The sequence below is a fragment of the Nostoc cf. edaphicum LEGE 07299 genome (genome assembly GCF_015207245.1).
In the GTDB taxonomy this organism is placed as follows: domain Bacteria; phylum Cyanobacteriota; class Cyanobacteriia; order Cyanobacteriales; family Nostocaceae; genus Nostoc; species Nostoc edaphicum_B.
Genome location: NZ_JADEXF010000743.1, coordinates 1 through 3,265, shown reverse-complemented (window position 1 = coordinate 3,265; position 3,265 = coordinate 1). Strand labels below are relative to the sequence as shown.

The window sequence follows — 3,265 nt, the reverse complement described above, 5'->3', positions numbered from 1 at the left end:
TCCCCGCTCTTCGAGAGGGGACTATGATGTACCTCATGTGATTAGGAAACGCTATACCACGTTAGTTTTTTGGGGTAGGTGGGTAGTATAAATTACCTAAAAATTAATTTGGTATATAGCGATGTTCAAGACTAAACTATCAGAATCCCATACTTCGGGAGAACTTAAGACCTCAAAGTTCATGGATCGCCATGTAGGAGCGATCGCAGCTTTAATTTTAATTAGCTTACTGAGTTCATTGAGTGGAACACCATTTGACCATAACATCTCTAACGGCTGGGAAGCCTTTGTCTGGGGATTGGCAGATCCAGTAATTAGTTTAAATTGTTTAGTTGGTATTGTTGCGATTGGCTTACTCTCATCTGTGTTTGTTCGTGGCGCTGCGATCGCTGGATGTTTTGTCTTGGCAACAGTTTTGGGCATTGTAATTCATATATTTCAGTTAGATTTACCAGGCACAGAAATAGCCCTTGCCATTTCTACCATCGTTTTTGGTACTATGCTGATGATGCCAAATCAACTAAACTTTCTGGTGCTTGCTCTGGTGGGCATCAGTGCTGGTTTATTTCAGGGTTACGCTAATGCTGAATCTATTGTTAGTGCAGGAACAATATCAGTAGTTGCCTATATACTAGGTATTGCCTTAACTCTGTTTGCCGTTGCCATGAGTGCTAGAGAAATTGGTGTTGGGATGGGTATGGGAGAGATAAACCGAATTTTACCCTGGAAAATCAGCCTTGCTGGTTTCGCTTTGTGTGCGATCGGTATCGTGTTTTTGAGCAATTCGCTTATTTAAATCAGATATTTCAATTCAGCGGAATACATTCATTCGTGGGGGCGTACACCTAGCTGTGCGCCCCCACTGCGTTTTCAGACTGGGCAAGCGTTCTAGTGAATAAGTTGATGCACCTCTACGCTAATCTAGAAGCTATATATAAATAAAAAGTTATGACACCTGAAGAAATTGCGGGTACGCTCACAGAATTATTTGACACGTCGGCTGTTGCTACGACTGCTCCTGGATCGTGGCAAGTAGACACTCCTACTTTTCGGCTGTTGGTGCTGCTTTCCGAAGATAATACTTGGCTGCGAGTTTTACTGCCTATTCTGCCCATCCAAGAAGCCCAACCATTTTTAGAACAGTTCCTAGAAGCCAACTTTGATGACACTCAAGAAGTACGTTACGCTTTATATGAAAGAGTAATTTGGGGGGTATTTCAACATAACAGTGAAACTTTAGTGAGTGCAGATTTATCCAATGCAATCAACCGACTTTTATCTCTCCATCAGACTAGATTAGATAATGTCTTTAATCAACTAGTTGAAAGCCGCATCCGGCAAATTATTCAGGCAGCAAAACAGCAAGGACAATCTCTGCAAGCTACGATGCAAAGCTTAGAACGTTTTTACGCCGAAGGAATGATGGGCGAAATAAATCAAACTTCACAAGGGCGAGAAGAAGTCCTAACTGCTTGGCGGCGTCAGTTAGAACGTTTATGGAATGAGGGTTAATTTCTATTTTTAAGTTTTCATTTTCAACCAATTTACAGATATATTTATCTATCATGGATATCATTGAAATCCTCAAAGAAGACTATCAAAGATTCCCAATCAATCAAACTTACAGCATTTATGCCCCAGAGGTTTATTTTCAAGACCCGATGAATAAGTTTAGTGGTGTTAAACGCTACAAACAAATGATTAATTTTATCGAAACTTGGTTTTTAAATCCCAAAATGGATTTACATAATATTCAACGTTTAGGAGACACAATCAAAACTGAGTGGACACTCAGTTGGAATACTCCTCTCCCCTGGAAGCCACGTATCTCTATTCCTGGTTGGAGTGAATTAGGCCTTAACTCTGATGGTTTGATTATTTCCCATATCGATTATTGGAACTGTTCACGCTTAGATGTAGTGAAGCAGCATTTTTTCTCTTGAAAAAGTAGATGATTCAAATAATATAATTACCATCAAAATCTTCATGGTTTGTAGTGAGGTCTTTAGTCCTCTCTGACGAGATGCTATGCAAACAAAATAAGGACTGAAGTCTAGCCATGAATTATTATGATGGCTGCCAAAAATCCTAAAATATCTGCTGAATTAACTATACATACTAAAGTAAAAGAATTTGGTGTGCAAACATAATTGATTAAGATATTTTCCCTATTTATAAGAGGTTAATCGCTACCCAATTTTTTAATAAAATCCTCATGTTCAGCAGATTGCAAACCTACTTGTAAAACCTTCAACACACCCTGCATATTACCTGCTAATAACTCCATCGCCGCTAACCACAAGCCTAGAAATGCCCGACTTCGCAAAATGCCTTCATTGTCAGGTACTGATTCCAGATATTCACCCTGTTCCAGAGAAAACCAAGTCAATTTTTGGTCTAAAACTTGCCAAACTATATATTCTTTAACACCGTTGCGACGATAAGCCTGTTTTTTGCCATGAAGATCGATAGCCGCACTACTAGCAGCAATTTCCACAACTAACTCTGGCGCACCTTCAATATAATCATCTTCACTCAGCCGCGTTTGACCACCTGCTTCCGGTTCAATCAACAGAACAGCATGGGGTTGAGGTTCGTTATCTAAGTCTAAGCGGACGGTAGGTTCAACTCCCAATGCTACACCAGAAGTCGCAGCTTCGTAAGTAACTAACCAACAAATGATCCAGCCATGCGGTTGACCGTGACTTCGGAAACGCACAGCAGGCATAATATAGACAATCCCTTCGGTTAACTCAGCTTTTTTGAGGTTAGGGGTAGCATTATAGCGACGCTCAAATTCGTAGCGGGTGAGTTTGTCACCGTTTTCCAAAGGAGGAATTATCCAAAGCTGGGAGGGTCTTTTCACCATAATTGTTGTGAAAATGAGCTTGTGTACATCTTAGCGAATTAGGTAAAAACGCAACCGACTTCGTAATTCGTAATTCGTAATTAATTTTTGTAACGGAAGTTTGGACTCTGGCACAAAAGCTGATGCTTGTTAGAAGCGGGGGACTTAAACCTTCAGAATTAATAAACAAATTTACTGAAATATTAAGATTTTTTTACAAAAATAACAGGTAATGTTGTTTAAAGTGATAGCTGTATCCCAAGCAGTAAATAGATTTCAGCCATATCGCCTCCCAGAAAACCCGCAACAAACCTTATTTTTTTTCAACCAGCAGGTTTGAGAAAATCAGAAACGATTTAATAATCAAGCACTTATAAGTAAATGGGATGAATTAAAGATAATACCTCTCTCCAAACC

The 3,265-nt window shown here is 39.6% G+C and carries 4 protein-coding genes; 3 read left to right on the top strand and 1 reads right to left on the bottom strand.

The annotated features are described in order from the left end of the window. Nucleotides 1-121: 121 nt before the first annotated feature. From IQ229_RS19970 to IQ229_RS19960, 3 genes are all read left to right on the top strand, one after another. Nucleotides 122-796, top strand: coding sequence for a HupE/UreJ family protein (locus IQ229_RS19970; RefSeq protein ID WP_194046721.1), 675 nt, complete (start codon nt 122-124; stop codon nt 794-796). Between the two features lie 152 nt (nt 797-948). Continuing rightward, nucleotides 949-1,512: a hypothetical protein gene (locus IQ229_RS19965; RefSeq protein WP_194046719.1), complete on the top strand. Its 564-nt coding sequence runs from the start codon at nt 949-951 to the stop codon at nt 1,510-1,512. 53 nt (nt 1,513-1,565) lie between these two features. Next, nucleotides 1,566-1,943 carry a DUF2358 domain-containing protein gene (locus tag IQ229_RS19960; protein ID WP_194046717.1) on the top strand — a complete coding sequence of 126 codons (378 nt, stop codon included), beginning with the start codon at nt 1,566-1,568 and terminating at the stop codon, nt 1,941-1,943. Between the two features lie 239 nt (nt 1,944-2,182). On the opposite strand, the gene IQ229_RS19955 is transcribed toward IQ229_RS19960, so the two are convergent. Next, nucleotides 2,183-2,869: a Uma2 family endonuclease gene (locus IQ229_RS19955; RefSeq protein ID WP_194046715.1), complete on the bottom strand. Its 687-nt coding sequence runs from the start codon at nt 2,867-2,869 to the stop codon at nt 2,183-2,185. Nucleotides 2,870-3,265 lie beyond the last annotated feature (396 nt).

Bases quoted from the DNA above. Each gene is read 5' to 3' on its own strand.
- IQ229_RS19970 (WP_194046721.1), top strand. From the start codon at position 122: ATGTTCAAGACTAAACTATCAGAATCCCATACTTCGGGAGAACTTAAG.
- IQ229_RS19965 (WP_194046719.1), top strand. From the start codon at position 949: ATGACACCTGAAGAAATTGCGGGTACGCTCACAGAATTATTTGACACG.
- IQ229_RS19960 (WP_194046717.1), top strand. From the start codon at position 1,566: ATGGATATCATTGAAATCCTCAAAGAAGACTATCAAAGATTCCCAATC.
- IQ229_RS19955 (WP_194046715.1), bottom strand. From the start codon at position 2,869: ATGGTGAAAAGACCCTCCCAGCTTTGGATAATTCCTCCTTTGGAAAAC.